This window comes from Mycobacterium sp. PO1, assembly GCF_017312405.1.
Lineage (GTDB): Bacteria > Actinomycetota > Actinomycetes > Mycobacteriales > Mycobacteriaceae > Mycobacterium.
The window spans coordinates 1-26,971 of sequence record NZ_BLTG01000046.1; the positions used below are offsets into that span (position 1 = coordinate 1).

The 26,971-nt window shown below is 68.6% G+C and carries 24 protein-coding genes; 16 read left to right on the forward strand and 8 right to left on the reverse strand.

Annotated elements, in window-relative coordinates:
* Positions 1 to 52: 52 nt before the first annotated feature.
* Together J3476_RS16185 and J3476_RS16190 are read right to left on the reverse strand one after the other, a co-directional pair.
* Positions 53 to 1,660: a 4-coumarate--CoA ligase family protein gene (locus J3476_RS16185; RefSeq protein ID WP_207067439.1), complete on the reverse strand. Its 1,608-nt coding sequence runs from the start codon at positions 1,658 to 1,660 to the stop codon at positions 53 to 55.
* A 38-nt stretch (positions 1,661 to 1,698) separates the two neighbouring features.
* Positions 1,699 to 2,100, reverse strand: a complete 402-nt coding sequence (locus J3476_RS16190) for an MmcQ/YjbR family DNA-binding protein (RefSeq protein ID WP_207067440.1) — start codon at positions 2,098 to 2,100, stop codon at positions 1,699 to 1,701.
* A 154-nt stretch (positions 2,101 to 2,254) separates the two neighbouring features.
* On the opposite strand from J3476_RS16190, the gene ligA reads away from it, so the two are divergent.
* Positions 2,255 to 4,300 carry an NAD-dependent DNA ligase LigA gene (ligA, locus tag J3476_RS16195; RefSeq protein WP_373889081.1) on the forward strand — a complete coding sequence of 682 codons (2,046 nt, stop codon included), beginning with the start codon at positions 2,255 to 2,257 and terminating at the stop codon, positions 4,298 to 4,300.
* 64 nt (positions 4,301 to 4,364) lie between these two features.
* Here ligA and J3476_RS16200 read toward each other — a convergent pair whose 3' ends face one another.
* Positions 4,365 to 5,024 carry an amino acid-binding protein gene (locus tag J3476_RS16200; protein ID WP_207067441.1) on the reverse strand — a complete coding sequence of 220 codons (660 nt, stop codon included), beginning with the start codon at positions 5,022 to 5,024 and terminating at the stop codon, positions 4,365 to 4,367.
* 82 nt (positions 5,025 to 5,106) lie between these two features.
* On the opposite strand from J3476_RS16200, the gene gatC reads away from it, so the two are divergent.
* The 5 genes from gatC to J3476_RS16225 all read left to right on the forward strand — a co-directional run bounded on the left by gatC (position 5,107) and on the right by J3476_RS16225 (position 10,898).
* Positions 5,107 to 5,406 carry an Asp-tRNA(Asn)/Glu-tRNA(Gln) amidotransferase subunit GatC gene (gatC, locus tag J3476_RS16205; protein WP_207067442.1) on the forward strand — a complete coding sequence of 100 codons (300 nt, stop codon included), beginning with the start codon at positions 5,107 to 5,109 and terminating at the stop codon, positions 5,404 to 5,406.
* Positions 5,403 to 6,887: an Asp-tRNA(Asn)/Glu-tRNA(Gln) amidotransferase subunit GatA gene (gatA, locus tag J3476_RS16210; RefSeq protein WP_207067443.1), complete on the forward strand. Its 1,485-nt coding sequence runs from the start codon at positions 5,403 to 5,405 to the stop codon at positions 6,885 to 6,887. The genes gatC and gatA overlap by 4 nt, the downstream gene beginning before the upstream one ends.
* 63 nt (positions 6,888 to 6,950) lie before the next feature.
* Positions 6,951 to 7,982 (forward strand): ATP-dependent 6-phosphofructokinase, encoded by a 1,032-nt coding sequence (locus J3476_RS16215; protein WP_152516565.1) that lies wholly within the window; start codon positions 6,951 to 6,953, stop codon positions 7,980 to 7,982.
* Entirely contained in the window at positions 7,979 to 9,523 is a 1,545-nt protein-coding gene (gene gatB / locus J3476_RS16220; RefSeq protein WP_373889082.1) for an Asp-tRNA(Asn)/Glu-tRNA(Gln) amidotransferase subunit GatB, read from the forward strand. The genes J3476_RS16215 and gatB overlap by 4 nt, the downstream gene beginning before the upstream one ends.
* 7 nt (positions 9,524 to 9,530) lie before the next feature.
* Positions 9,531 to 10,898 (forward strand): sensor histidine kinase KdpD, encoded by a 1,368-nt coding sequence (locus tag J3476_RS16225; protein WP_221360875.1) that lies wholly within the window; start codon positions 9,531 to 9,533, stop codon positions 10,896 to 10,898.
* Positions 10,899 to 10,911: 13 nt separating this feature from the next.
* On the opposite strand, the gene J3476_RS16230 is transcribed toward J3476_RS16225, so the two are convergent.
* Entirely contained in the window at positions 10,912 to 12,045 is a 1,134-nt protein-coding gene (locus J3476_RS16230; RefSeq protein ID WP_373889076.1) for a PQQ-dependent sugar dehydrogenase, read from the reverse strand.
* A 127-nt stretch (positions 12,046 to 12,172) separates the two neighbouring features.
* Between J3476_RS16230 and J3476_RS16235 the strand changes: the two genes are divergently transcribed.
* On the forward strand, positions 12,173 to 13,000 hold the full coding sequence (locus J3476_RS16235; RefSeq protein WP_207067445.1) for a DoxX family protein: 828 nt from the start codon (positions 12,173 to 12,175) through the stop codon (positions 12,998 to 13,000).
* Between the two features lie 66 nt (positions 13,001 to 13,066).
* Here the strand turns inward: J3476_RS16235 and J3476_RS16240 are convergent, their stop codons facing one another.
* On the reverse strand, positions 13,067 to 13,474 hold the full coding sequence (locus tag J3476_RS16240) for a PH domain-containing protein (protein WP_207067446.1): 408 nt from the start codon (positions 13,472 to 13,474) through the stop codon (positions 13,067 to 13,069).
* A gap of 294 nt (positions 13,475 to 13,768) precedes the next feature.
* Between J3476_RS16240 and J3476_RS16245 the strand changes: the two genes are divergently transcribed.
* The 4 genes from J3476_RS16245 to J3476_RS16260 all read left to right on the forward strand — a co-directional run bounded on the left by J3476_RS16245 (position 13,769) and on the right by J3476_RS16260 (position 17,893).
* Entirely contained in the window at positions 13,769 to 15,592 is a 1,824-nt protein-coding gene (locus J3476_RS16245; RefSeq protein WP_286183244.1) for an acetolactate synthase large subunit, read from the forward strand.
* Entirely contained in the window at positions 15,589 to 16,101 is a 513-nt protein-coding gene (gene ilvN, locus J3476_RS16250) for an acetolactate synthase small subunit (protein WP_207067448.1), read from the forward strand. The genes J3476_RS16245 and ilvN overlap by 4 nt, the downstream gene beginning before the upstream one ends.
* Before the next feature lie 64 nt (positions 16,102 to 16,165).
* Complete coding sequence (ilvC, locus tag J3476_RS16255; protein WP_207067560.1) at positions 16,166 to 17,167, forward strand: ketol-acid reductoisomerase; 1,002 nt, start codon at positions 16,166 to 16,168, stop codon at positions 17,165 to 17,167.
* Positions 17,168 to 17,266: 99 nt separating this feature from the next.
* Positions 17,267 to 17,893 carry a DUF3159 domain-containing protein gene (locus J3476_RS16260; protein WP_207067449.1) on the forward strand — a complete coding sequence of 209 codons (627 nt, stop codon included), beginning with the start codon at positions 17,267 to 17,269 and terminating at the stop codon, positions 17,891 to 17,893.
* Here J3476_RS16260 and wrbA read toward each other — a convergent pair.
* Together wrbA and J3476_RS16270 are read right to left on the reverse strand one after the other, a co-directional pair.
* Positions 17,890 to 18,486, reverse strand: coding sequence for an NAD(P)H:quinone oxidoreductase (gene wrbA, locus J3476_RS16265; RefSeq protein ID WP_207067450.1), 597 nt, complete (start codon positions 18,484 to 18,486; stop codon positions 17,890 to 17,892). The two genes, J3476_RS16260 and wrbA, sit on opposite strands and share 4 nt — an antisense overlap.
* A 10-nt stretch (positions 18,487 to 18,496) precedes the next feature.
* Positions 18,497 to 19,948, reverse strand: coding sequence for an NAD(P)/FAD-dependent oxidoreductase (locus tag J3476_RS16270; RefSeq protein WP_207067451.1), 1,452 nt, complete (start codon positions 19,946 to 19,948; stop codon positions 18,497 to 18,499).
* Between the two features lie 35 nt (positions 19,949 to 19,983).
* Here J3476_RS16270 and serA point away from each other — a divergent pair, with 35 nt between their 5' ends.
* From serA to J3476_RS16285, 3 genes are all read left to right on the forward strand, one after another.
* A complete protein-coding gene (gene serA / locus J3476_RS16275; RefSeq protein WP_207067452.1) occupies positions 19,984 to 21,579 on the forward strand; it encodes a phosphoglycerate dehydrogenase in 1,596 nt (531 codons plus the stop codon).
* Between the two features lie 8 nt (positions 21,580 to 21,587).
* A complete protein-coding gene (locus tag J3476_RS16280; protein WP_207067561.1) occupies positions 21,588 to 22,598 on the forward strand; it encodes a 3-isopropylmalate dehydrogenase in 1,011 nt (336 codons plus the stop codon).
* A gap of 67 nt (positions 22,599 to 22,665) precedes the next feature.
* Positions 22,666 to 23,226: a hypothetical protein gene (locus tag J3476_RS16285; RefSeq protein WP_286183245.1), complete on the forward strand. Its 561-nt coding sequence runs from the start codon at positions 22,666 to 22,668 to the stop codon at positions 23,224 to 23,226.
* A gap of 64 nt (positions 23,227 to 23,290) precedes the next feature.
* Here the strand turns inward: J3476_RS16285 and J3476_RS16290 are convergent, their stop codons facing one another.
* Positions 23,291 to 24,529: an MFS transporter gene (locus J3476_RS16290; RefSeq protein WP_207067453.1), complete on the reverse strand. Its 1,239-nt coding sequence runs from the start codon at positions 24,527 to 24,529 to the stop codon at positions 23,291 to 23,293.
* A 116-nt stretch (positions 24,530 to 24,645) separates the two neighbouring features.
* On the opposite strand from J3476_RS16290, the gene J3476_RS16295 reads away from it, so the two are divergent.
* Complete coding sequence (locus J3476_RS16295; RefSeq protein WP_152516579.1) at positions 24,646 to 25,434, forward strand: fumarylacetoacetate hydrolase family protein; 789 nt, start codon at positions 24,646 to 24,648, stop codon at positions 25,432 to 25,434.
* Positions 25,431 to 26,906: a glutamate--tRNA ligase gene (gene gltX / locus J3476_RS16300; protein ID WP_207067454.1), complete on the forward strand. Its 1,476-nt coding sequence runs from the start codon at positions 25,431 to 25,433 to the stop codon at positions 26,904 to 26,906. Before J3476_RS16295 ends, gltX begins: the two co-directional genes overlap by 4 nt.
* Positions 26,907 to 26,971 lie beyond the last annotated feature (65 nt).

The window sequence follows — 26,971 nt, forward strand, 5'->3', positions numbered from 1 at the left end:
AGAACACTAGGAGCGCCACATGTGTTCTATTCTAGTTCCGGGGGGTGACAAGTCAGCGCGAGCGGAGATCCTTTCGCAGAATCTTGCCCGACGCCGACTTCGGCACCGCGTCGATGAACTCGACCTTGCGGACCTTCTTGTAGGGCGCAACGTGTTCGGCGACGAACGCCATCACGTCATCCGCGGTCAACTCAGAGTCGGACTGCTTGACGACGAACGCCTTCGGTACCTCCTCGCCTTCGTCGTCGAGTGCGCCGACCACCGCGGCGTCGGCGATATCGGGGTGGCTCAACAGCACGGCCTCCAGTTCAGCCGGCGGCACCTGGTAGCCCTTGTACTTGATGAGCTCCTTGAGTCGGTCGACGATGTAGACGCATCCGTGGGCGTCCACCTGGGCCAGGTCCCCGGTGTGCAGCCAGCCGTCGTCGTCGATGGTCGCCTTGGTGGCCTCGTCGTTGTTCAGATACCCGGCCATGACGTTGGGGCCCTTGAACCAGAGCTCGCCCGTCTCACTCAAACCCTCTTCGGGAACGGGGATTTCGCGCCCCGTCTCGGGGTCGACGATCTTGGACGCAGCATTGGAAACCGTCCAGCCGACCGAACTGAGCGGTGCCTCGACACGCATGTCGTGCTCGCCGTAGTCGAATGGGGTGATGTGGCTGACCGGGCTGAGCTCGCTCATGCCGTATCCCTGTACGACCGTGCACCGCAACCGCTCGGCGACCGCATGTCCGAGGTCGGCGTCCAACGGTGCCGCCCCCGACATGACCACGTTCAGCGAGGACAGGTCGTAGTCGTCGATCAACGGATGCTTGGCCAGCGCGACCGCAACCGGAGGTGCGATGAACGCGACGGTGCACCGGTGTTCGGCGATGTTGCCGAGGAATTCGCCGAGGTCGAAACTCGGCATGATGACGAGGCGGGCGCGCGCGTGCAGTGCCGCATTGAGCAGCACGGTCATGCCGTAGATGTGGAAGAAGGGCAGGACGGCCAGCACCACGTCGTCACTCGTCATGCCGTGCAGCGGCCGGATCTGGGCGACGTTGGCGACCAGGTTGCGGTGGGTGAGCATGACACCCTTGGGATTGCCGGTCGTGCCCGAGCTGTAGGGCAGCACCGCCAGGTGCGCCGACGGAGCGAAGCTGACGTCGGGCGCGGGGGCTCCCGCCGCGAGCAGGTCCTCGGCGTTGGGGTGGCCGTCGGTGTCGCGGCCCGCACCGTCGAGAACCACCACGTTCTCCGCAGGCAGGCCCGCCGCGGCCGCCCCCTCCCGGGCTTGTTCGCGCAGCGGGCTCACGGTCACCAACATCGTGGCCTTGGAGTCGGTCAGCTGCTTGGCGATGTCCTTGGCCGTGAACAGCGCATTGATGGTGGTTGCTGTCGCGCCGGCACGCAGGATGCCGTGGAAGGCGACCGCGAACGCCGAGCTGTTCGGAGCGAGCAGTCCGACCACATCGCCGACGCCGAGGCCGCGGGCGGCCAATCCGCCGGCGAAGGATTCGATACGGGCGACCATCTCGCGGTATGAGGTCTGTCTGCCGGACTTCGCGTCGATCAGGGCGACACGGTCGGCGTCGTGGTCGTGGAGGTCGTCGAAGAGGTAGTCGTAGACACTCGCGGTGGGGATGTCGACTTCGGGGAAAGGGCTGGAGAAACTCATGGCAGCTCCGATCGAAGCATGTCCGACCGCCGAATGGGTCAACGTTGGTCGAGCTGCTTGATTGTTTTCTTGGGCGCGACCATCCGGAAGGACGCGTCGATCAGCTCGGTGACCTCGGCCCAGTCGACCGGTGCGGCCTCGAAATCCAGGCCGAGCCAGCCGAACGGTCCCATGTAGGCGGGGAAGAAGAACCGGCTGTCCTGCTCCAGTGCCCGCCGTTCGCTGTCGTCGACCTTGACCAGCACACAATGCGGGTACCGGGTGTGCTCAGCGCCGGCGGCGCTCTTCGCCGAACCTCCGTACACCGCGAACATCTTGGGGGCGCAGAACACCGGCCTGCCGTGGGAGATCTTCTCGAACGTCTCGGGAAATCCGAGCGCGATCCGCCGGACCTCGGCCAGGCCCAAGTCGTCGTCGCGGAACATGATCGGGTGCGGCATGGGGTCAGGTTATGCGCGCGGTCCGACGGCCGGGGCGGACCGCCGTGTCGGCGGCCTTCGATAACCTGCCAGAGTGAGTCCCAAGGCGAGTCAGGATCCCGAGGCCGCGCTGGCCGAGCAGGCCGACGGTGCTGTCGACGCCGTCGACGCCGACCTGCGTCGGCAGTGGCAGGAGCTCGCCGAGGAAGTGCGAGGCCACCAGTTCCGCTATTACGTACGCGACGCGCCGATCATCTCCGACGCCGAGTTCGACACGTTGCTGCGGGAGCTCGAGGCGCTCGAGAACGCCCACCCGCAGTTGCGGACCCCCGATTCGCCCACCCAGCTCGTCGGCGGTGCGGGGTTCTCCACCGACTTCACCTCCGCCGACCATCTCGAGCGGATGCTGAGTCTGGACAACGTCTTCACCCCCGACGAGCTCGGCGCGTGGGCCGCCCGCATCAGAAGTGAGATCGGCGACGGCGCGCACTACCTGTGCGAGCTGAAGATCGACGGCGTGGCGCTGGCGCTGGTCTACCGCGACGGACGATTGGTCCGCGCGGCGACCCGCGGCGACGGCCGCACCGGCGAGGATGTCACCCTCAACGCCCGCACCATCGACGACGTGCCTGAGAAGCTCACCGGCACCGAGGAATTCCCGGTTCCGAAGGTGCTCGAGGTCCGCGGCGAGGTGTTCTTCCGGGTGGCCGATTTCGAGGAACTCAACGCAGGACTGGTCGCCGAGGGCAAGCCGCCGTTTGCAAACCCGCGCAACAGTGCCGCGGGCTCGTTGCGGCAGAAGAACCCAGCGGTCACGGCGCGGCGCAAGCTACGCATGATCTGCCACGGACTCGGTCACGTGGAAGGTCCTGCGGGCTTGACGTTCGCCACACTCCACGACGCCTACCGGGCGCTGGGGCAATGGGGTCTGCCGGTCTCGGCCCACACCGCACAGGTCCAAGGACTGGAAGCGGTGACAGAACGCATCGCCTACTGGGGTGAACACCGCCACGACGTCGATCACGAGATCGACGGTGTGGTGGTCAAGGTCGACGAGGTCGCGCTGCAGCGCCGGCTCGGATCGACCTCGCGCGCTCCGCGCTGGGCGGTCGCCTACAAATACCCACCCGAAGAGGCGACCACCAAACTCCTCGACATCCGCGTCAACGTCGGGCGGACCGGCCGGGTCACGCCGTTCGCCTACATGGAACCGGTCAAGGTGGCCGGGTCGACCGTCGGGCTGGCCACGCTGCACAACGCCTCGGAGGTCAAGCGCAAGGGTGTGCTCATCGGCGACACCGTGGTGATCCGCAAGGCCGGCGACGTCATCCCCGAGGTGCTCGGCCCGGTCGTGGACCTGCGTGACGGGTCCGAGCGCGAGTTCGTCATGCCCACCCACTGTCCCGAGTGCGGAACCGAACTCGCTCCCGCCAAGGAGGGTGACGCCGACATTCGCTGCCCGAACTCGCGCTCGTGCCCGGCGCAGTTGCGGGAGAGGGTGTTTCACGTCGCCGGGCGTGGCGCATTCGATATCGAGGGCCTGGGTTACGAGGCTGCGACCGCTCTGTTGCAGGCCGGTGTCATCGCCGACGAAGGTGACCTGTTCGGCCTCACCGCAGGCGACCTGCTGCGCACAGAGCTGTTCACCACGAAGGCCGGCGAAGTGTCGGCCAACGGCAAGCGCCTGTTGGCCAATCTCGGCCAGGCGAAGGCGCAGCCGTTGTGGCGGGTGTTGGTGGCGCTGTCGATCCGCCATGTCGGGCCGACCGCGGCTCGTGCGCTGGCCACCGAATTCGGCAGTCTCGAGGCCATCGAGTCCGCCTCCGAGGAGCAGTTGGCTGCCACCGAGGGCGTGGGCCCGACCATCGCGGCGGCGGTCATCGACTGGTTCACCGTGGACTGGCACCGCGCAATCGTCGAGAAGTGGCGCGCGGCCGGCGTGCGGATGGCCGACGAGCGTGACGCCAGCATCGAGCGCACGCTGGAAGGTTTGACCGTGGTGGTGACGGGGTCGCTGACCGGGTTCTCCCGCGACGGCGCCAAGGAAGCGATCATCACCCGGGGCGGGAAGGCGTCCGGGTCGGTGTCGAAGAAGACCGACTACGTCGTCGCCGGGGATTCGCCGGGATCCAAGTACGACAAGGCGATCGAGCTCGGGGTGCCGGTGCTCGACGAAGACGGCTTCAGCCGCTTGCTCCAGGAGGGCCCGGAGGGGGTCTAGCTGCCCGTCCGCTCGCCGCGGCTGACCCCGTGACTGCCGCGACTCACCCCGGGAACGTGGCCGCCTACCCGGTGATCGTCGCGACGATACCGGCGAGGTATCCCAGCCGCGCCACCTCGCTGGGCCGGAATTCGGGACCACCGGGGCGACCGAGCACCAGGGCGGTGGCCGGTCCCCCCAGCGGTGCGGCGGCCAAGGTGGTGTCCATGTCTCGCCACACCTGCGGTACCCAGTCCGCGGTCGCGTCCAGCGCCTGGGCCCGGTGGATCGGCAGCCACGGCGTTTCTGCGGCCACCGTCTCCGGGGCGCCGGAGCTGCCCACCACCCGTTGGGGGCCCGCGTCGGTCAGCTTGGTCACCGTGCACCAGCCGACGCGCAGCACCTTGGGCGCCTGGTCGACGAGCACCTGCAACTGCTTGACCGTGCCGTCGGCAGCGGCGACGTGGTCGATCAGTTCCAGCTCGCGGTGGGCCTCGAGTAGCCCGGTGTGCGGCCGGATGCTGTCGACGTAGACCCCTTTGATCTTCTCGGCGGCCGTGATGAGCATGTCCGGCATGGCTCCGGGCGGAAGCTCGACGACGAGATCGTCGACCGCGTAGCCCGCGGCCCGCTCGACCACGTCGAGCGAGAGGATGTCGGCACCCGCGGAGCCCAAGGCCACGGCCAAGGAGCCGAGGCTGCCGGGCCTGTCCTCCAGCTGGACCCGTAGCAGATACGAAGGCACGCGCAACACTGTGTCACGGACTGCCTGGCGCAGGCGACTCGGACGACGGCCCCGCGGAGGCGTTGAACTAGGCTTCGTGGTCGTGTCCCAGATCTCCCGAGACGAGGTTGCGCACCTGGCGCGACTGGCCCGACTCGCCTTGACCGACGGCGAGTTGGACAGTTTCGCCGGCCAACTCGACGCCATCCTCGGCCATGTCAGCCAGATCCAGGCCGTCGACGTCACCGGCGTCGAGGCCACCGACAACCCCCTCAAGGACGTCAACGTCTTCCGGCCCGATGTGCCGGCGCCCTGCCTCACCCAGGACCAGGCGCTCGCTGAGGCGCCCAACGCGGTCGACGGGCGTTTTGCCGTGCCCCGGATCCTCGGAGAAGCAGAGTGAGCGACCTGACCCGGCTCGACGCCGCAACGCTCGGCGCGAAGATCGCCGCCAAAGAGGTGTCCTCGACCGAGGTGACCCAGGCCTGCCTGGACCAGATCGCCGCCACCGACGGCGCCTACCACGCGTTCCTGCACGTCGGCAGTGACCAGGCGCTGGCCGCCGCGGCCGCCGTCGACGCTCAAATCGCTGCCGGCGAGAGCCCGGCCTCGCCGCTGGCCGGGGTGCCGCTGGCCCTCAAGGACGTCTTCACCACCACCGACATGCCCACCACCTGCGGGTCGAAGATCCTCGAAGGCTGGATGTCGCCCTACGACGCCACGGTGACCGAGCGGCTGCGCCAGGCCGGCATCCCGATCCTCGGCAAGACCAACATGGACGAGTTCGCCATGGGCAGCTCGACCGAGAACTCGGCGTACGGGCCGACCCGCAACCCGTGGGACACCGAGCGGGTGCCCGGCGGCTCGGGCGGTGGCAGCGCGGCAGCCCTGGCGGCGTTCCAGGCGCCGCTGGCCATCGGCTCCGACACCGGCGGGTCGATCCGCCAACCCGCAGCGCTGACCGCGACCGTCGGCGTGAAACCCACCTACGGCACGGTCTCGCGGTACGGGCTGATCGCGTGCGCATCCTCCCTGGACCAGGGCGGACCGTGCGCGCGCACGGTGCTCGACACCGCGCTGTTGCACGCTGTGGTCGCCGGGCACGATCCGCGCGATTCCACCTCGGTCGACGCCGCCGTCCCCGACGTCGTCGGGGCAGCCAAAGCCGGCGCCAACGGTGACCTCAAAGGCCTGCGCGTCGGCGTGGTCAAACAGTTGCGCAGCGGTGAGGGCTATCAGCCGGGCGTGCTGAACGCGTTCAACGACGCGGTCGACAAGCTCACGGCGCTCGGCGCCGAGGTCAGCGAGGTGGACTGCCCGCACTTCGACTACTCGCTGCCCGCCTACTACCTGATCCTGCCCTCGGAGGTGTCGTCGAACCTGGCCAAGTTCGACGGCATGCGCTACGGCCTGCGCGTCGGCGACGACGGAAGTCACAGCGCCGAGGAAGTGATGGCCCTGACCCGCGCCGCGGGCTTCGGGCCGGAGGTCAAGCGTCGCATCATGATCGGCGCCTACGCGCTGTCGGCGGGTTACTACGACGCCTATTACAACCAGGCGCAGAAGGTGCGCACCCTCATCGCGCGCGACCTGGACCAGGCCTACCGCAGCGTCGACGTGCTGGTCTCACCGGCGACGCCGAGCACAGCGTTCCGCCTCGGCGAGAAGGTCGACGATCCGCTGTCGATGTACCTGTTCGACCTGTGCACGTTGCCGCTCAACCTCGCCGGACACTGCGGAATGTCGGTGCCCGCGGGACTCTCCCCGGACGATCAACTGCCGGTGGGACTGCAGATCATGGCGCCGGCGTTGGCCGACGACCGGCTCTACCGTGTCGGCGCCGCGTTCGAGGTTGCCCGCGGTCCGCTGCCGACGGCGGTCTGAAAGGGCAAGATAGGTCGGCGAGGAGCCGAACAGATCATGCGCACGCGAGGAGCGAGATAGATCATGCGGATCGGAGTGCTGACCGGAGGCGGGGACTGCCCGGGGCTCAACGCGGTCATCCGGGCGGTCGTGCGCACCTGCGACGCCCGCTACGGCTCGTCGGTGGTGGGTTTCCAGGACGGGTGGCGCGGGCTGTTGGAGAACCGCCGCATCCAGCTGCACAACGACGACCGCAACGATCGACTGTTGGCCAAGGGCGGCACGATGCTCGGGACCGCCCGCACCAACCCAGACCGGCTCCGTGCCGGGCTCGACGAGATCAAACAGACGCTCGACGACAACGGCATCGACGTGCTGATCCCGATCGGCGGCGAGGGCACTCTGACTGCGGCGAGCTGGCTGTCCGAGGAGGGCGTGCCCGTCGTCGGAGTGCCCAAGACCATCGACAACGACATCGACTGCACCGATGTCACGTTCGGCCATGACACGGCGCTGAACATCGCCACCGAGGCCATCGACCGACTGCACAGCACCGCCGAGTCGCATCAGCGGGTCATGCTCGTCGAGGTGATGGGCCGCCACGCGGGCTGGATCGCGCTCAACGCCGGGCTGGCCGCCGGTGCGCACATGACGTTGATCCCCGAGCAGCCGTTCGACGTCGAAGAGGTGTGCCGCCTGGTCAAGGCGCGTTTCGTGCGCGGTGACTCGCATTTCATCTGCGTCGTCGCCGAAGGCGCCAAGCCTGCGGAGGGCTCGATGCAGCTGCTGCAGGGCGGCATCGACGAGTTCGGCCACGAGCGTTTCACCGGGGTGGCCCAGCAGCTGGCCGTGGAGGTGGAGAAGCGCATCAAGAAAGAGGTGCGCACCACCGTGCTCGGCCACGTGCAGCGCGGCGGCACGCCGACACCGCACGACCGGGTCCTGGCCACCCGCTTCGGCGTCAACGCCGCCGACGCCGCCCATGCCGGCGAGTACGGGATGATGGTGTCGCTGCGCGGCCAGGACATCGGCCGGGTGCCGCTGGCCGACGCGGTCCGCCAACTCAAACTGGTTCCGCAGAGCCGCTACGAGGACGCGGCGGCGTTCTTCGGCTGACGAAGGCGGCGGGAGACGCCCGCACTAGGATCAGGGGCATGTCTGTCGCCACCGCCGAGCTGCTGGATTACGCCGAGGTCATCGCCCGCTACGAGCCGGTCCTCGGTCTCGAGGTGCACGTCGAGCTGTCCACCGAGACCAAGATGTTCTGCAGCTGCGCCAACCGCTTCGGTGGCGAGCCCAACACCCAGGTGTGCCCGGTCTGCCTGGGTATGCCCGGGTCGCTACCCGTGCTCAACCAGGTCGCCGTCGAGTCCGCGATCCGCATCGGCCTCGCGCTCAATTGCGAGATCGTGCCGTGGTGCCGCTTCGCCCGGAAGAACTATTTCTATCCGGACATGCCGAAGAACTACCAGATCTCCCAGTACGACGAACCGATCGCCATCAACGGCCACCTCGAGGTGCCGCTGGACGACGGCAGCACCTGGCGCGTGGAGATCGAGCGGGCACACATGGAAGAGGACACCGGCAAGCTGACCCACCTGGGCAGCGAGACGGGACGTATCGCCGGAGCCACCACGTCGCTGATCGACTACAACCGCGCCGGGGTCCCGCTGATCGAGATCGTCACCAAGCCCGTCGAAGGCGCGGGGGAGCGGGCCCCGGAGATCGCCCGCGCGTACGTGACCGCACTGCGAGATCTGTTGCGCGGCTTGGGTGTTTCCGATGTCCGGATGGATGAGGGCTCGATGCGGTGCGATTCGAACGTTTCGCTCAAACCGATCGGGCAGGCCGAGTTCGGTACCCGCACCGAAACCAAGAACGTCAACTCGCTCAAGAGCGTCGAAGTCGCCGTGCGCTACGAGATGCGCAGGCAGGCAGCGGTTCTGGAATCAGGTGGCACGATCCTGCAGGAGACTCGGCACTTTCACGAGGACGGCTATACCTCGCCCGGTCGCAGCAAGGAGACCGCGCAGGACTACCGGTACTTCCCCGAACCGGACCTGGAGCCGGTGGCCCCCAGCGCCGAGCTCGTCGAGCGACTGCGTGCCACCATCCCCGAGCTTCCGTGGCTGTCGCGCAAGCGGATTCAGCAGGACTGGGGTGTGTCCGACGAGGTGATGCGCGACCTGGTCAACATCGGCGCGCTCGATCTGATCGCCGCGACGGTCGAGCACGGCGCGTCCAGCGATCAGGCTCGCGCCTGGTGGGGCAACTTCCTGGTGCAGAAGGCCAACGAATCCGGAGTCGAACTCGACGCCCTGCCGATCACGCCGGCCCAGGTGGCCGCCGTGGTCAAGCTCGTCGACGAGGGCAAGCTGTCCAACAAGCTGGCCCGCCAGGTCGTCGAGGGCGTGCTGGCCGGTGAGGGCGAGCCCGAGCAGGTCATGAACGACCGCGGCCTGGCCGTGGTGCGCGACGACTCGCTGATCCAGGCCGCTGTCGATGAGGCGCTGGCCGCCAACCCTGATGTCGTGGAGAAGATCCGTGGCGGCAAGGTCCAGGCGGCGGGAGCCATCGTCGGAGCGGTGATGAAAGCCACCAAGGGCCAGGCCGACGCCGCGCGCGTGCGTGAGCTCGTCATGGCCGCCTGCAGCTAGCAGTTCGGTGAAAACACGCCCCCAGGACCTGGTCTTCCGCATTCTGGCGCACCCGCTGCGGCTGCTGTCGCTGCGTTCGATCGTCATCCTGGCCCAGCTGGGGGTGATCACCCTGGTGCTGACGCTGGGGGTGTGGGTGTGGGTCGGGGTCACCAATGACCAGCTCGACCAGCTCGACCGGCGTCTCGATTCGTTGTCCAGCTTCGGCGACGTGAACACGCTGCTGCGCAGCGTGCAGGACGGGACCGGGCCCGAGCCCACCGAGAACGGCCTGGTGCGCACCGCCAGGTTGGGAGACGCCACGATCTCGGTCCCCGCTGACGTCGTGTTGCCCGAGCTGCCCGCCGGCTACGCCGACGCCAGCATCGACGGCGTCGAATACCGGGTTCGGACGCTGACCACAGGCAACGCCTCCATCGCGCTCGGCGCACCGCTGGCCGAGACGCAGGCCCGGATCGACTCGCTGCACTGGCGGGTGTTCTGGATCTGCGCCGGGGTGATCCTGAGCACACTGCTGGTCGGCTGGGTGATCTCGCTGATCATGGTCAACCCGTTCCGACTGCTGGCCCAGCAGGCCCGTGCCATCAATGCCCAGTCCAACCCCGACGAGGTGCAGGTGCGCGGGGTGTGGGAAGCGGTCGAGATCTCCGAAGCGGTCGAGGGCATGCTGGCGCGGATCGGTGACGAACAGCAGCGCACCCGCGCAGCGCTGGAGTCGGCGCGCGACTTCGCCGCCGTGGCCTCCCACGAGCTGCGAACGCCGTTGACGGCGATGCGGACCAATCTGGAGGTGCTGCTGACCCTGGATCTGGCGCCCGAGCAGCGCAAAGAGGTGATCACCGACGTCATGCGCACCCAGTCCCGCATCGAGGCGACCCTGGGGGCGCTGGAGCGGCTGGCGCAGGGGGAGCTGACCACCGTCGACGACTTCGTGCCGGTCGACGTGGCCGAACTGCTCGACCGCGCCGCCCACGATGCCATGCACAACTATCCCGGGCTGGATGTGTCGCTGGCCTCCTCGACGTCGGTGTTGATGCTCGGCATGCCCGCCGGTCTACGGCTGGTCATCGACAACGCGATCGCCAACGCCGTCAAACACGGCGGCGCCACCCAGGTCAGGCTCAGCGTGGTGTCGTCGTCGGAAGGTGTCGAGATCGCCGTCGACGACAACGGAGCCGGTGTGCCCGAGCAGGAGCGGGCGACGGTTTTCGAGCGCTTCCACCGCGGCACCACCGCTTCGCGATCCGGGTCGGGCCTGGGGCTGGCCCTGGTGGCGCAGCAGGCCGAGATCCACGGCGGCACCGCGGCGCTGGAGGTCAGTCCGCTGGGGGGTGCCCGGCTGATGCTGAGGCTGCCCGGTCACGGTCCGCAGTAGCGGAGCGTCTCGATCAGGTCTTCTCGTCGTTGGTCCGCGGGAACCCGCCGCCCTGCGGGAACAGCGGGAACACCACGTCGTCGAGTCGCTCGGCGTCACCGGCGGTCTTGTTGACCGTGGCGCCCCAGATGTTGCCGTCGGGGGACACCTGCAGCGCCCACGCGTGACCGTGCTGGTCCTGGCGCACGACTTCGGGCTCGCCGGTCACCGCGCCGGTGTCGGGGGACAGCCGCACGGCGACGGTCTGCTTGGTATCGACGAGATTGACCAGGATGGTGCCGTCCAGCGCCGCGCAGCCGGCCACACCCGGCCGGTCCGGCCAGGTCCAGACCTCCGAAACCACCGAGTTCTTGGTGATGCGCTGCAGCCGATCGCCGCCGGCGGTTCTGTCGGTGATGTACAGCGACTGATCGGCCGGGTCGATGCAGGTCCCGCCCGCCGCGCCCAGACCCGACAGTGCGGTTGTGGTGGGCGCCTGGTCGACGGTCGTGGGCTGCTCGATGCGCAGCAGCTTGCCCGCCATCGAGGCGGGATCTGCGGCCAGCGCGGGGTTGCCGGCGTCGCCGGTCTGCACCATCAGCGTCGTGGGGCTGGAGAAGATCAACGAACCCCGATTGCCGGTGGTGCCCTTGGGGATGCCGGTCAGGATCGGCTTGGGGATGTCGCCGTCGGCGATCCGGATCACCCGGTTGTCGGTGGGGGTGGTGATGTAGGCGTACATGAGCCGGTCCTGCGAATAGGTGGGTGACAGCACGATGTCCATCAGGCCACCGTCACCGGTCGGATCCACGGGAATCACGGTCTTGACGGTGGGTTCGGCGCGCACCGACACCTGCTTGACTGCTCCGGTCATACGTTCGCCCACCAGGGCGGACTGACTGTCGGGCAGCATGATCAGCCCGCTGGTGCTCTCCAGGCACCCCTGCATGACGCCGGGGGCCGGGCACTCCTTCGGGAACGGCTTGGCGGGCAGCGGCGGCGGAGGTGTCGGTGTGGTGGTGGGCCCCGGTGCCAGCTCGGGCTCGGTGGTGAACGGCTGCGACTGGGCGGAATCGAACCTGGCGCAACCGGCGACGGCCAGAAGTCCCGCGCACATCAAGGCGCACACCGCGGTAGCGGCTGTGCGTGCCGACCGGCGCTTTGTCATGCTGGCCAGGTTACGGATCGTGCGGCGGTGCGCGCCACGCGCTACCCGTCCATCCTGCGCCAACAGGTGCGAAGGCGCGCCGGGCTAATTCCCGAGCAGCGGCTCAGCAGCACTTACCCTGGCTGTTGTGACGAGTCCCCATGACCCCAGCGCCTGGCAGCGGCCCGACGACTCGGGCCGGCCTGCCTCGGCACGGCTGGTGGACCCCGAGGACGACCTGCATTCGCCGAACTTCGGCGGCGACACCGAGACGACGGCGATCCCGCGGTACGACACCCCGAAGGCGACCACCGACCAGACACCGTTCGGGCTGATGAACGACCCGGAGCCGCTGCCCTACGTGCAGCCGTCCGCCGGGCTGGCCCCCGGCGCCTACGGCTCGACCGCGACACCGACCGAGGTCGAGCCGGCCGACCCGGCTCGTTCTGACCGGCGCGGCACCCAGGATCTCGGATTGTTGCTGCTGCGGGTGGCGGTCGGGGCGCTGTTCATCGGTCACGGTCTGCAGAACCTGTTCGGCTGGTGGGGTGGCTCCGGGGTGGGCGGGTTCCGCGACTACCTCGCCGATCTGGGCTTCCGCTACGCCGACATCCTGGCCTATGTCGCCGCCGGCGGTCAGGTCGCTGCCGGTGTGCTGCTGGTTGTCGGCCTGTTCACCCCGGTCGCGGCGGCCGGGGCGCTCGCCTACCTGGTGACCGGCATGCTGGCCGAGGTCGCGGAGGCGCACGACGACGCTCGGCTGTCGGCGTTTCTCACCGACGGCCACCAGTACGAGGTGATTCTGCTGTGCGCTGTCGCGGCGATCATCCTGATCGGGCCGGGCCGGTACGGCCTCGACGCCGGGCGGGGCTGGGCGCGCCGCCCGTTCATCGGTTCGTTCGCGGCACTGGTGTTCGGAATCGGCGCCGGGGTGGCGATCTGGGTGCTTCTCAACGGCACGAACCCCTTGGCGTGACCCACGCCGTGGCTTGATTGGCGTGACCCACGCCGTGCCTCATTGGCGTGACCCACGCCGCGCGGCTCACGAGTAGGGGTTGGGGACCCGCCCGTCGCTGGCAGCGGTCAGCAGCGGCAGCGTCGCGAAGGTCACCGCCGGCAACGGCACCTCTGTGCCGTCGTGCAGGCGGGCCAACGCCCACGCCCGGCGGCCGAACCGCAGCCCGGCGATGTCGTCCCAGCGGACGGCCCGGCTGCTGAGCAACGTTCGGGCGGTGACGCCGTCGCGGTCGGCGGAGGTGCGGTAGCGCACGATGGCCACCGACGCGAAGACCGGGATGAGCAGCAGCAACGCCCACCAGGGCGGTCCGGCCAACACGATCGACAACATCGCGAACGCGAGTATCAACACCGCGATGTGTGCCATCGGCGAGATCTTGATGACGACCGGCGTCGACTCTGGCGCCGAACCAGACGCCGAGGGGGTGTCCATGGCGCCATCATCCCATCGGGGCGGGCCGCCCCGGCACGCCGGGCGAATTTGACCTTTCGCCAGTTCGGAAGCTACCGTCGTGGCTTATGTGGACCACCCCGGGACTGGTAGTAATTGGGTTGCGCGTTGATGCCGCGCTGGCCCTCACCCGGGTATAGCCACCACAGCATCGACGCGCAACCCTCGTTCAGCCGCCGGGCTGACGGGGGTTTTTTCTTGCCCGATTGACAACAGACACAAGAGACCGAGGACATCGTGAGCGCACCCACCACGCGAGCACCCGAACAGTCGGAGATGCCGGCCAACGGCGGTCACCTCCCCACCGGCGCGAAGGCCACCCCTGCGCAGCCGAAACGGATTGCCCCGCAGCAGATGACCGGAGCCCAGGCGGTGATCCGCTCGCTCGAGGAGCTCGACGTCGACGTCGTCTTCGGTATCCCCGGCGGCGCGGTGCTGCCGGTCTACGACCCGCTGTTCGACTCCGACAAACTGCGTCACGTGCTGGTGCGCCACGAGCAGGGTGGCGGTCACGCCGCCAGCGGGTACGCCCACGCCACCGGCCGGGTCGGGGTCTGTATGGCGACCTCGGGTCCCGGGGCCACGAACCTGGTGACACCGCTGGCCGACGCCTACATGGATTCGATCCCGGTGGTCGCGATCACCGGACAGGTCGGGCGCGCTCTGATCGGCACCGACGCGTTTCAGGAAGCCGACATCTCCGGGATCACGATGCCGATCACCAAGCACAACTTCCTGGTGCGCAACGGAGATGACATCGCCCGCGTCATCGCCGAGGCGTTCCACATCGCCGCCAGCGGACGTCCCGGACCCGTTCTCGTCGACATCCCCAAGGACGTGCTGCAGGGTCAGTGCACGTTCGCCTGGCCGCCGCAGTTCGAGCTGCCCGGTTACAAGCCCAACACCAAACCGCACAACCGTCAGATCCGCGAGGCGGCCAAGCTGATCGCCGAGGCGCGCAAGCCGGTGCTCTACGTCGGTGGCGGCGTCATCCGCGGTGAGGCGACCGACCAGCTGCTCGACCTGGCCGAGCTGACCGGTATCCCGGTGGTGACCACCCTGATGGCCCGGGGCGCGTTCCCGGACAGCCACCCGCAGCACATGGGCATGCCCGGCATGCACGGCACCGTCTCAGCGGTGGCGGCCCTGCAACGCAGTGACCTGCTGATCGCGCTGGGCACCCGGTTCGACGACCGGGTCACCGGAAAGCTGGATTCGTTCGCGCCCGAGGCGAAAGTCATCCACGCCGACATCGACCCCGCCGAGATCGGCAAGAACCGGCACGCCGACGTGCCGATCGTGGGCGACGTCAAGGCCGTCATCACCGACCTGATCGAGGCGCTGCGCCGCGACGGCACGCTGGGCACCCTGAAGACCGACAACTGGTGGGAGTACCTGCGCAACGTGCAGTCGACCTACCCGTTGAGCTACGGCCCGCAGAGCGACGGCAGCTTGTCACCGGAGTTCGTCATCGAGTCGCTGGGCAAGATCGCCGGACCTGACGCGGTGTACGTCGCCGGGGTGGGCCAGCACCAGATGTGGGCCGCGCAGTTCATCTCCTATGAGAAGCCGAAGACGTGGCTGAACTCGGGCGGCCTGGGAACCATGGGTTACGCGGTGCCCGCGGCGATGGGTGCGAAGATGGGCTGCCCGGACACCGAGGTGTGGGCCATCGACGGGGACGGCTGCTTCCAGATGACCAACCAGGAGCTGGCCACCTGTGCGATCGAGGGTGTCCCCATCAAGGTGGCCCTGATCAACAACGGCAACCTGGGCATGGTCCGGCAGTGGCAGACATTGTTCTACGAGGAGCGGTACAGCCAAACGGATCTGGCCACGCATTCGCGGCGCATCCCCGATTTCGTCAAGCTCGCCGAAGCGCTGGGTTGTGTGGGTCTGCGCTGCGAGCGCGCCGAGGACGTGGCCGAGGTGATCGCTCAGGCCCGCGCGATCACCGACCGCCCGGTGGTGATCGACTTCATCGTCGGCGCGGACGCCCAGGTGTGGCCGATGGTGGCCGCCGGCACCAGCAACGACGAGATTCAGGCGGCGCGTGGCATCCGGCCACTGTTCGACGACCCGGAAGAGGGACACGCATGACGACCACCGCACGCCGCACGCATACGCTGTCGGTGCTTGTCGAAGACAAGCCCGGTGTCCTGGCCCGGGTCGCGTCGTTGTTCTCCCGGCGCGGCTACAACATCCAGTCACTGGCCGTCGGAGCGACCGAACAGAAAGACCTGTCCCGCATGACGATCGTGGTCGACGTGGAGGATTCTCCGCTCGAGCAGATCACCAAACAGCTCAACAAACTGGTCAACGTCATCAAGATCGTCGAGCAGGAGGACGCCAACTCGGTGTCCCGTGAGCTTGCGTTGATCAAGGTCCGCGCCGACGCCGCCAGCCGCGGTCAGGTGATCGAGGCGGTGAACCTGTTCCGCGCCAAGGTCGTCGACGTCTCCAACGAGTCGCTGACGGTGGAGGCGACCGGTACTCAGGAGAAGGTCGAGGCGCTACTGCGCGTGCTCGAGCCCTACGGGATCCGCGAGATCGTCCAGTCCGGCGTGGTTTCGCTGGCGCGTGGCCCCCGCGGGATCTCCACCAAATAGGACCAAGACCCAAGACCCGCAACAGTCAAGACAAGAAGGAAGATTCACGAATATGGCAGTTGAGATGTTCTATGACGACGACGCGGACCTGTCGATCATCCAGGGCCGCAAGGTCGGCGTCATCGGCTATGGCAGCCAGGGCCACGCCCACTCGCTGAGCCTGCGCGACTCGGGTGTGCAGGTGAAGGTGGGCCTGAAAGAGGGCTCGAAGTCCCGCGAGAAGGTCACCGAGCAGGGCCTGGAGGTCGACACCCCGGCGGAGGTCGCCAAGTGGGCCGACGTGATCATGCTGCTGGCGCCCGACACCGCTCAGGCCGAGATCTTCTCCAGCGACATCGAGCCCAACCTCGAGGACGGCAACGCGCTGTTCTTCGGCCACGGCCTGAACATCCACTTCGGTCTGATCAAGCCGCCGGCGAACGTGACCATCGGCATGGTCGCCCCGAAGGGCCCCGGGCACCTGGTGCGCCGTCAGTTCGTCGACGGCAAGGGCGTGCCCTGCCTGGTCGCCGTCGAGCAGGACCCCAAAGGTGAGGGTCTGGCGCTGGCGCTGTCGTATGCCAAGGCCATCGGTGGTGCGCGGGCCGGCGTCATCAAGACGACGTTCAAGGACGAAACCGAGACCGACCTGTTCGGTGAGCAGGCCGTGCTGTGCGGCGGCACCGAGGAACTCGTCAAGACCGGCTTCGAGGTCATGGTCGAGGCGGGTTACGCCCCCGAGCTCGCCTACTTCGAGGTGCTGCACGAGCTGAAGCTGATCGTCGACCTGATGTACGAGGGCGGCATCGCCCGGATGAACTACTCGGTGTCCGACACCGCGGAGTTCGGCGGGTACCTGTCGGGTCCCCGGGTGATCGACGCCGACACCAAGAAGCGGATGCGCCAGATCCTGTCCGACATCCAGGACGGCACCTTCGTCAAGCGTCTGGTCGCCAACGTCGAGGGTGGCAACAAGGAGCTCGAGGCGCTGCGCAAGCAGAACGCCGAGCACCCGATCGAGGTCACCGGCAAGAAATTGCGCGACCTGATGAGCTGGGTGGACCGGCCCATCACCGAAACCGCCTGAGTTTCGCGGACGAGAATTCCCGGTCGTCGATCCGATGAGGATGGCGACCGGGATTTCTCTTTCGCGGTGCCGGTGCCGCGGTCGGTACTCTCGGTGGACATGACGGGCGCACAGACGCCGGGTGAGCGGCTCCTCGCCCGCGCGGGCGGATTCCGCGGGCTGGTGTACACATCGCTTCCGGTGGTCACGTTCGCCGCCGCCAACGCGCTCGCCGGGCTGGGCCCCGCCCTGATCGCGGCGCTGGGCGCGGCGGCGGTGGTGCTGGTTTGGCAACTGCTGCAGCGCGAATCGGCCCGACCGGCGCTGCTGGGATTCGCCGGCGTCGCGGTGGGGGCGGCCTTCGCCTTGGTCACCGGCCGAGCCAAGGACTTCTACCTTCCGGGAATCTGGATGTATCTGGCCCTGGCCGTGGTGTTCACCGGCTCGGTACTGGTCGGGCGCCCCGTGGTCGGCGTGGTGTGGGCGTGGATCACCGGCCGTGACGACAGCTGGCGTCGGGTCCGGCGCGTGCGGCTGGCCTTCGATCTGGTGACGCTGGGCATGGCGGCCATCTCGGCCACCCGGTTCGCGGTGCAGTACCACCTCTATGCGACGAATCAGGAGGGGATGCTCGCCGTGGCGCGCATCGCGATGGGCTGGCCGGTGCTGCTGGTGACCTCGCCGGTGCTCTATTTCGTCATTCGCTCGGCGATGAGGGCGATGCCGCGCACCGGCGACGGAACCTAGGAGAGTCGTTCGGCGACCGTCACCACTCTGCGGGCCAGGTGGTCGAGCGCGTCCAGCGTGGCGTCGTCGAGTTCGTTGCGGTTTTCCGGTCCGGTGACATGGCCGACGCCGTACGGGTTTCCGTCGGCGAACTTCACGCCGTCGGTGTAACCGGGCGGTACGAGGATGCCCCCGAAGTGCATCAGCGAGACATAGAGGGTGATCAGCGTGGTCTCCTGCCCTCCGTGCGCGGTTTGCGACGAGGTGAACGCCGCGTACACCTTGTCGGCCAGCTGGCCCTTGGCCCAGAGCCCGCCCAACGAGTCGATGAACGCCCGAAACTGAGAGGCGGCGTTGCCGAACCGCGTCGGTGTGCCGAAGATCACCGCGTCGGCCCACACGATGTCGTCACCGCTGGCGGCAGGAAGGTCCTTGGTCGCTTCGTAATTGGCTGTCCACGCGGAGTTCGACGCGAACGACTCCGGGTCGCGGGTCTCGGCGATGTGGCGCAGCCGCACCTCGGCCCCGGCGGTCTCCGCGGTCGCGGCCACCCGGTTGGCCATCGCGGTGCCGTGACCGGTCGCGGAGTAGTAGATGACTGCCAATTTGGTCATGGCTGCGAGCCTACCGAGCCAGCGAGGGCAGGTCGCGGATGCCGAATTCCTTGCGCAGCACGGTGCGCGCGGCGTAGTAACCCGCCATGCCGTGCACACCGCCACCCGGTGGCGTCGCCGACGAACACAGGTAGGCCCCGGGGATCGGCGTCGACCACGGATTCCACCGCACCGCGGGCCCGGTCAGCGCGCTGAGCATGTTGTTGCCGCCGACCCCGATGTCGCCGCCCACCAGGTTGGCGTTGTGGTCGGACAGCCGAGCGGCAGGCACGCTGCGGACCCCGACGACCAGATCCCGGAAGCCGGGTGCGAACCGTTCGAACACACCGCTGACGGTCTCGGCCATGTCGACCGTCGACCCGGCGGGGACGTGCGCGTAGGCCCACAGCGGTCGCCGGCCCTGCGCATCGACCCGGCCGGGATCGGTCAGATGGGGCAGCGCGGCGAGCACCATCGGCCACTCGGCGTGGCGTCCTGCGGCGATCTCGCGTTCGGCCAGCGCCATCGTGGCTCGGTCGCCGCCCAGATGAAGCGTCGGAGCGTCGGCCAGACGTTCATCGAGCCATGGGATCTCACCGGAGAGCACGAAATCGACCTTGGCCACCCCGGGGCCGTACTTGTAGCGCAACAGTGTCCTGGCATAGCGCGGCGGCAACCGGTCTCCGTAGATGCGCAGCAAGGCGGTGGGTGCGGTGTCGTAGAGCACCACCCCCGGTGGTGGACCGGTCACCTCCTCACCGAGGACCAGTTCGCCACCGTGCGCACGGAGGTCGGTCAGGAGGGCGTCGGGAATCGCCTGCGAGCCGCCCACCGGAATCGGCCACCCGACCGTGTGCGCCAACGTGGCGAGCATCAATCCCGCGCCGGCCGACACCAACGACGGCATCTGCGAAATCGTGTGGGCCGCAACCCCGGTGAACAGTGCGCGGGCATCCTCCCCACGCAGACTGCGCCAGGCGGGACTGCCCTGGGCCAGCAGGCGCGGGGCGACGCGCGCCGCCGCCGGGATGCTCGGGGGAATCGAGCGCTTGTCGCCGAGTAGCAGTCCCACCACGCCATCGCAGTCGGCGGCCAGCGGTCCGAGCAGGCTGCGCCACGACGCGCCCTCGTCCAGTTCGGCGCAGGTGCGGTCGATGTCGCGGTACCCGATCGCCGCCGGCCGGCCGGGCAGGGGATTGCCGTAGGACACCTCCGGTGAGGTGAGGGTGACGCCGCGGGAGCGCAGATCGAAGGCCGAGAAGAACGGCGACGCGAGGGCCAGCGGATGCACCGCCGAACAGATGTCGTGGCTCACCCCGCTGAACTCCGGGTCGGGCAGGGTCCGGGCCCCGCCCCCCGCGGTGGACTGCGCCTCGATCACGCGCACCGACAGACCGGCCCTGGCGCAGATCACCGCGGCGGCCAACCCGTTGGGGCCACTGCCGACGACGGTGACATCGACGCTCGAATCATTCCCGCCCACCACCCGGTTATAGCAGCCCGTTAGGCTGAAGCCTCGTGAGTCTGCCTGTGGTACTGATAGCCGACAAGCTGGCCGCCTCGACCGTGGAAGCCCTGGGTGACCAGGTGGATGTCCGCTGGGTCGACGGCCCCGACCGGGAGAAGCTCCTCGCCGCGGTGGTGGACGCCGACGCCCTGCTGGTGCGTTCGGCCACCACCGTCGACGCCGAGGTGTTGGCCGCCGCCCCACGGCTGAAGATCGTCGCCCGCGCCGGCGTCGGTCTCGACAACGTCGACGTCGAGGCGGCGACCGCGCGTGGTGTGCTGGTCGTCAACGCCCCGACCTCCAACATCCACAGCGCGGCCGAGCACGCCGTGGCGCTGATGCTGGCCGCCGCCCGGCAGATCCCCGCCGCCGACGCCACCTTGCGGGAACACACCTGGAAGCGGTCGTCGTTCTCGGGTACCGAGATCTTCGGCAAGACGGTCGGCGTGGTGGGCCTGGGCCGGATCGGTCAGCTGGTGGCCCAGCGGTTGGCGGCATTCGGGGCGCACATCGTCGCCTACGACCCCTACGTGTCGCACGCGCTCGCCGCGCAGCTGGGCATCGAGTTGCTCACGCTCGACGACCTGCTCGGTCGCGCCGACTTCATCTCGGTGCACCTGCCCAAGACCAAGGAGACGGCGGGTCTGATCGGCAAGGAGGCGCTGGGCAAGACCAAACCCGGCGCGATCATCGTCAACGCCGCCCGGGGTGGACTGATCGACGAGCAGGCGCTGGCCGAGGCCATCACCAGCGGACATGTCCGCGGGGCCGGCCTGGATGTCTTTGCCACCGAACCGTGCACCGACAGCCCGCTGTTCGAACTGCCGCAGGTCGTGGTGACGCCGCACCTGGGTGCATCGACCGCCGAGGCACAGGATCGCGCGGGCACCGACGTCGCCGCCAGCGTCAAGCTGGCCCTGGCCGGGGAGTTCGTGCCCGACGCGGTCAACGTCGGCGGCGGTGCCGTCGGTGAGGAGGTCGCGCCGTGGCTCGACCTGGTGCGCAAGCTGGGTCTGCTGGCCGGGGTGCTCTCGCCCGAACTGCCCGTGTCGCTGGCGGTCAATGTCTGCGGTGAGCTGGCCGCGGGCGGACCCGGTGAGGTCGAGGTGCTGCGGCTGTCTGCGCTGCGCGGGCTGTTCTCGGCGGTGATCGAGGACCCGGTGACGTTCGTCAACGCGCCGGCGTTGGCCGCCGAGCGGGGCGTCGAGGCCTCGATCTCAACCCAGTCGGAAAGCCCCAACCACCGCAGCGTGGTCGACGTGCGGGCGGTGGGCGCCGACGGCGTGACGGTCAACGTCGCCGGCGCGCTGTCGGGTCCCCAGATGGTGGAGAAGGTCGTCCAGATCAACGGACGCAACCTGGACCTGCGCGCCGAGGGCGTCAATCTGATCATCAACTACGACGACCAGCCGGGTGCGCTGGGCAAGATCGGCACGCTGCTCGGCGGCGCCGGCGCCAACATCCTCGCCGCACAGTTGAGTCAGGACGCCGACGGGGAGGGCGCCACGGTCATGCTGCGCCTGGATCGCCCGGTGCCCGCCGACGTGCTCGCCGCGATCGGTCGCGACGTGGCCGCGGTGACGCTGGAAGTGGTGGATCTGTCATGACCGCAGCGATGAGGCTGGGTGTGATCGCCGGTGACGGTATCGGCCCGGAAGTGGTCGGCGAGGCGCTCAAGGTCCTCGATGCGGTGTTCCCCGGAGTGGAGAAGACCGAGTACGAGCTGGGCGCGCGGCTGTATCACCGTACCGGCGAGGTGCTGCCGGACTCGGTGCTCGAGGAGATCAAAGGCCAGGACGCGATCCTGCTGGGCGCCATCGGTGACCCGTCGGTGCCCAGCGGGCTGCTGGAGCGGGGGCTGCTGCTGCGGATCCGCTTCGAGCTCGACCACCACATCAACCTGCGGCCCGGGCGGCTCTACCCGGGAGTGGTCAGTCCGCTGGCCGGTGACCCCGAGATCGATTTCGTGGTCGTGCGGGAGGGCACCGAAGGTCCCTACACCGGCAACGGCGGGGCCATCCGGGTCGACACCCCGCACGAGATCGCGACCGAGGTCAGCGTCAACACCGCTTACGGGGTGCGGCGCGTGGTGCAGGACGCCTTCGGCCGCGCCCAGCAGCGCCGCAAGCATCTGACCCTGGTGCACAAGAACAACGTGCTGACATACGCGGGTTCGCTGTGGTGGCGCACCGTGCAGGCGGTGGCCGCGGAATACCCCGACGTCGAGGTGGCTTACCAGCACGTCGATGCCGCCACGATCCACATGGTCACCGACCCGGGCCGGTTCGACGTCATCGTCACCGACAACCTGTTCGGCGACATCATCACCGACCTCGCCGCCGCGGTGTGCGGCGGCATCGGTCTTGCGGCCAGCGGCAACATCGATGCCACCCGCATCAATCCGTCGATGTTCGAGCCGGTGCACGGCAGCGCGCCGGACATCGCCGGACAGGGCGTCGCCGACCCGACCGCGGCGATCATGTCGGTCGCGTTGCTGTTGGCGCACGTCGGCGAACTGGAGGCGGCCGCCAAGGTGGACCGGGCCGTGGAGGACCACCTGGCCACCCGCGGAGACGCCCGGTCGACCACCTCCGAGGTCGGCCAGCGCATCCTGGACCGGCTCTGAGGCGCGGGCGATAGCGACGATCGCGACGCTGAGTCGGCAGTGCCGGCTGTTCGTCGTCGGCTCGTCGCTGTTCGCCGTGGCCACGCTGCCCGGCTTCGGCGAATGGGCCGGGGCCGCCGCGGCCAACGCACTGTGTTTCGTCGGCTCATGGTTCTTCACCGCCGCGGCATGGGTGCAGCTGCAGTTGTCGGACCAGGCTGTCCGTGGCGAATGGTCCTCGGCTGCTGTGCAATTCATCGGAACAGTGTTGTTCAACGTCAGCACCGCCGCGGCGGTCTGGACGCACGCAGTGTCGGCGGAGCGCAGGTACGTCTGGGCGCCCGACGCCGCGGGATCGCTGGCTTTCCTGGTCAGTGCGGTGATCGGGTTGTCCGCCGTAGCCGCCGCCATCGGCTCGCTGGATCTGCGTCGGCGGGAGTGGGCGGCTGCGGTGGTGAATCTCGTCGGTTGCCTCGCGTTCGCGGTGTCGGCGGTGGCCGCGCACGTGAGCCGCACCGGGGTCACCGCCGACCAAAGGCTGGCGACCGCGGGCACATTCGTCGGCGCGCTCTGCTTCCTGGTCGCCGCTCTGATCGTGATGCCCCGACGCTCGGCAGGGCCCTCCGGCCACGGCCACGCGGCGTCCTGACGAGGAGAGCCGGCGTGACCGAGGGTGTTCCGGCGTCTGTGTACCCGGGGGACGGCCGCGGCGCTCAACCGCTGCGCGCAGAGCCCCGACGTTCGCCGACGCTCCTGGCGGGCACCGGTACCGCGGGGATGGCGAGAAGCGGAAAAATCGCGCACACCGCGAAAGCCACCGGGAATCCGGCGATTCCGATGAGACCACCGAACAACGGCGGCGCGACGCCGGCGGTCAGCAACTGGCTGGTGTTCTGAGTGCCCAGCGCCCGTCCGCTCCAGAACGGGCCTGCGTTCTCGGCGATGGCGGTGAATGCCAACCCGTTGTCCGACACCGTGATCACCGAGGCCGCCATCATCAGCGCGATGCTGACGGGGGAGTCGAGCGCGTCGGTCACGGCGAGCAGCACCATCGACATGGCCGCGGCGAGGGCGATGGCCCGGATCGGGCGAAGGCGGGCGGACACCACGTCACCGCTGCGGCGCAGCACCGAATCCGACCAGCGACCGGCGCCGACGCGGCCGGCTGCGCCCAGCAGCTGGGCCAGCATCACCAGCGTGCCGGCGGAACCGGGCGACCAGCCGCGCGCGTCGATCAGCCACACCAGGGTGAAGGTCCACACCAGCACCTGGGGCACGACGAGCAGCACCGACGCGAGGTGGATGCGCCACAGCATCGACGATCCCCGGTAGGGGTTGGCCAGCTCGGTCGGATCGGCCTGTGACCGCGGCGGCCGAGGCGGATCGACGACGGCCACCGCGCACACCACTGCTGACGCCGCGCACACGATTGCGGGGAACAGCAGCGCCGCCGAGATTCCGTGGGACTCCGCCAGGCGGGGGATGACCAGCGCGCCGACCCCCACTCCCAGCGGTTGGGCGGTCTGGCGGATTCCCATGACCAGGCCGCGCTGGCGGGCGTCGAACCACCCGACGACGAGCCGCCCGCTGGCCGAATTGCTGCTCGCCGCGGCCATGCCGCCCAGGAACAGGAAGGCTCCCACGGCGACGAGGGATTGCACTGAGGCTGCAGCGAAGGCCGCGGCTGCGGTCAAGACGGATCCGAGCGTGAGAACCAGGCGCTCACCGAACCGGTCTACGGCATAGCCCCATGCGATCAGCGTGACGACCATGCCGAGGCTGGGCAGAGACGACAGCAATGCGGCGGTCGCCAGGTCCAGCCCGCGCTCCGTCTGCAGCGTGGGAATCAGGAAAGCCACCCCGTTGATGAACACATTGGCGCACAGCGTGGTCACCAGGGCGATGACCAGCATCGAACAGCGTCGCAAGGAGCTGATCGTGTCGACGGCCACGCCGCCATCGTCTCACAGCTGTCTCATCTGATTGAACACATGTCTCAAAATGTGGGAGACGCGTGGCTGACCGGCCACCGGGCCCGGGCATCGCGGCAGGGCACTAGGCTGAAGACATGCGTCTCGGCCGAATCGCCAGCCCCGACGGGGTCGCCTTCGTCAGCATCGAAGGCCCCCCCGACCAGCCGGGCGAGGCGATCGCGCGCGAGATCGCCGAGCACCCGTTCGGTGCGCCCACCTTCACCGGACGCCAGTGGCCGCTCGCCGACACCCGGCTGCTCGCCCCGATTCTGGCCAGCAAGGTCGTCTGCATGGGCAAGAACTACGCCGCTCACATCGAGGAGATGGGCGGCGGCACCTTCGAGGACCCGATCATCTTCCTCAAACCCAACACGTCGATCATCGGACCCAACACCGCGATCCAACTTCCGGCTGACGCGCATCCGGTGCACTTCGAAGGCGAACTGGCTGCGGTCATCGGCCGCCCGTGCAAGGACGTGCCGGCCGCCCGCGCCGCCGAGAACATCCTGGGCTACACGATCGCCAACGACGTCTCGGCGCGCGACCAGCAGAAAAAGGACGGTCAGTGGATGCGCGCGAAAGGCCACGACACGTTCTGCCCGGTCGGGCCGTGGATCGTCACCGATGTCGACCCGGCCGACCTCGAGCTGCGCACGGAGGTCAACGGCGAGGTCAAGCAGCGTTCCCGGACCTCGTTGATGATCCATGACATCGGCGCCATCGTCGAATGGATCTCGCGGGTGATGACGCTGCTACCCGGTGACCTGATCTTGACCGGAACTCCTGAGGGTGTGGCCCCCATCGAGGACGGCGACACCGTCAGCATCACCGTCGAGGGCATCGGCACCCTTTCCAATCCTGTTGTGCGCAAAGGACACAAGTGACCACCAGAGTCAGATTCTGCCCCTCACCGACCGGTACGCCGCATGTCGGGCTCATTCGCACCGCCTTGTTCAACTGGGCATACGCGCGACACACGGGCGGGACGTTCGTGTTCCGCATCGAGGACACCGATTCTCAGCGGGACAGCGAGGACAGCTATCTGGCTCTGCTGGATGCGCTGCGCTGGCTCGGTCTGGACTGGGATGAGGGGCCCGAGGTCGGCGGACCCTACGGCCCCTATCGACAGTCGCAGCGCCGCGACATCTACACCGATGTGATCCAGCGGTTGCTCGACACCGGTGAGGCGTACGAGGCGTTCTCCACCGCCGAGGAGGTCGAGGCGCGGCACCTGGCGGCGGGGCGCAGCCCCAAACTGGGCTACGACAACTATGACCGCACGCTGACCGACGAGCAGCGTGCGGCCTTCCGGGCCGAGGGACGCCGGCCGGTGGTGCGGCTGCGCATGCCCGACGAAGACATGACGTGGCAGGATCTGGTCCGCGGGGAGACCACGTTCCCAGCGGGCTCGATTCCCGACTTCGCGTTGACCCGGGGTAACGGAGAACCGTTGTACACGTTGGTCAATCCGGTGGACGACGCGTTGATGAGGATCACCCACGTCCTGCGTGGTGAAGACCTGCTTCCGTCGACGCCCCGCCAGCTGGCGCTGTATGCGGCTCTGACCCGCCTGGGCGTGGCCGAGGCGACCCCCCGATTCGCTCACCTGCCCTCGGTGCTGGGTGACGGGAACAAGAAGCTGTCCAAGCGCGACCCGCAGTCCAACCTGTTCCTGCACCGCGAGCGCGGATTCATCCCCGAAGGCCTGCTCAATTACCTTGCTCTGCTGGGCTGGTCGATCGCCGACGACCGGGACGTGTTCAGCCTCGAGGAGATGGTCGCCGCCTTCGATGTCGCCGACGTCAACTCCAACCCGGCCCGTTTCGACCAGAAGAAGGCCGACGCGCTCAACGCCGAACACATCAGGCTGCTGGCCCCGGCCGAGTTCGAACGCCGGCTGGCCGAGTACTTCGCAGCTCACGGCCACGACACCGGTCTCGATGAGGCCCAGTTCGCGGAGGCCGCGCAGTTGGTGCAGACCCGCATCGTCGTGCTCTCGGATGCCTGGGATCTGCTGAAATTCCTCAGCGACGCGCAGTTCAGCCTCGACGAGAAGTCAGCGGGCAAGGAGCTCAAAGAGGCGGCGGTGCCGGTGCTGACGGCTGCGCTGGGGGCACTGGAGGACGTGCCGCGGTGGGAGACCACCGAGATCGAGGCGGCGCTCAAGACGGCGTTGATCGACGGCTTGGAGCTCAAACCACGCAAGGCGTTCGGACCGGTCAGGGTCGCCGCGACCGGCTCCTCGGTCAGCCCGCCGCTGTTCGAATCGCTGGCGCTGCTGGGCCGCGATCGCAGCCTGGCGCGCCTGCGCGCCGGCCGGGACCACGCCGCTGCGTCGGCACCGGCGGAGGCGTGAAAAACCACCGCAGAATCTTTGGTAGTCTGCTCGTCGGCCCGCAATGCGGCGCTCCACGGATCCAC